The 1744-nt window shown below is 69.6% G+C and carries 2 pseudogenes; both read right to left on the minus strand.

Annotation, left to right across the window (positions count from 1 at the left end):
• Positions 1-183: pseudogene (locus H5J26_RS30700) on the minus strand (hypothetical protein); the annotation flags it as partial.
• A gap of 202 nt (positions 184-385) precedes the next feature.
• Positions 386-1744: pseudogene (locus H5J26_RS30705) on the minus strand (hypothetical protein); the annotation flags it as partial.

Genomic DNA, 1744 nt, shown 5'->3' on the forward strand with positions numbered 1-1744 from the left:
GCCGGCGGACGGTGCCGGGGGTTGGGTGTAGGCGAGGGTGCGGATGCCGCCGGGGAGGGTCACCAGCTCGACTCCGGGCGGGATCTCCTGCGGTGCCATCGGCGGCCGGGTGAACGGTTCGGGGTGGAGCACGCGGGCGCCGGTGCGGTGGGTGGTGATCTCGTATGTGGCGTCGGGGTGCACAAGTTGCTCCCTTCACGAGCGACGGCCAGCACCCCTGTGATGGCGGGTGCTGGCCGTCGTCTGGCTTGTCGTGTCGCTTGTCGTGCGGCTTGTCGCTTGTCTTGTCTTGTCGCTTGTCGTCTTCCAGGTCAAAGCCCGATTTCGGCCCTCTGAGAGCCGTCCAGGGGCCTTCTCGGACGTGTGGGCGACAAGCGACAAGCACTCAGTCCTGACCGCCGCTTCCGGGTGTGTGGCGGTGGTGGACGTAGCGGGCTTTGGTGCCGGTGCCGACCCGTACGGCGGTGCCGTCGTCGGTCCAGGACTTCAGCCAGCCGACGACGGTCTGCCGGGTGGTGCCGTACTCCTCCGCGAGCCCGCGGGCGATCGCAGAGGCGCCAGTGCCGTCGGGTCCGGCTGCCAGCAGCAGCGCGAGGGCTGCGTCGCGGGCGGGGTTGTCCTCGTTCGCGGACAGGTTCAACCCACCCGACGACGCCTCCCCCGCCGGCGTCTCCTCACCGCGTCCGGGTGCGGTGCCGAACTGGGCGTCGATCTCCTCGCGGAACTGCCTTAGTAGCGCCTCCTCGTCGGCGGCGTTGGGAGACGACTGAACCTCGTCGCGGAGTGCGGCCAGGTTCAGTCGCTCACGGCTAGCCGACTCGTCCCGGCCGGCGGAGGACGGGCCCGTGCTGTCGCGCATCCATGCGGTGCGCTCGGCATCCCAACGCCGGGCGTACGCGTCGCCCGCGGCTCGGGCGGACTTGGCGTCCAATACCGGGTGTCGGTCGCTGGTGGCGGCGGTGATGTCGCGGATCTGGTTGGGCAGGATGCGCCAGGCCTTGAACAGCGCCGCCGGGGATTCCGGTGTGCCCATGAACCCGGCGCCCTTGTAGGGGGCTTGGTCGACCTTGAGCCCTCGGGTGCCGGGGAACATCTTGGACAGGTCCATGCCCTCGGTCTCCCCGCCGGTGAGTGCGACGCGGACCTTGCCCTCACGGCGGATCATCAGGTTGCCCAGCACCGACCCCGTGGCTCCCAGGGCGGTGAGGATGGTACGGCCGCCCATGGCGCGGGCGATGCGGATGAACTCCAGGATCTTCTCCCCGAGCTTGCGGGTGGCCCGGTCGTTGCTGACCAGGATCTCCGCACCCTCATCCACGACCAGCTCGATCTGCGGGATCTTCGCGGAGATCGGCAGCAGGTCCGTGTTGTGCTTGCTGAGCAGGCCCTGGTAGGCGCGCTTGCGCTCCTTCATCACCGCGATCGCGGTATCGAGCATGCGCACGGCCTCGTCGTGGGTGGAGGCGAGCCAGTCCACACCGGGCTGCATGCCGTCCACGAACGAACCGTCGTCATTCAGCGCCGGGTTGACCCAGGGCAGGCCGGCGGATCCGGCGTTGAGGTCGATGACCCAGGTCAGCACGTCCGTGGCGCGGGCGAACCCGGCCAGGATCGTGTGGACCATGTTCGTCTTCCCCGACCCCGTCGGACCGACCACCAGGGCGCACTGCTCACGCAGGTAGGCCAGCACCTCCTCGCCGTTGGTGCGCAGTCCCCACGGCAGCCCGGAAAGGATCGACAGGGG

Origin of the sequence: Streptomyces albidus (ex Kaewkla and Franco 2022) (assembly GCF_013870515.1) — a bacterium.
Taxonomy (GTDB): Bacteria; Actinomycetota; Actinomycetes; order Streptomycetales; family Streptomycetaceae; genus Streptomyces; species Streptomyces albidus.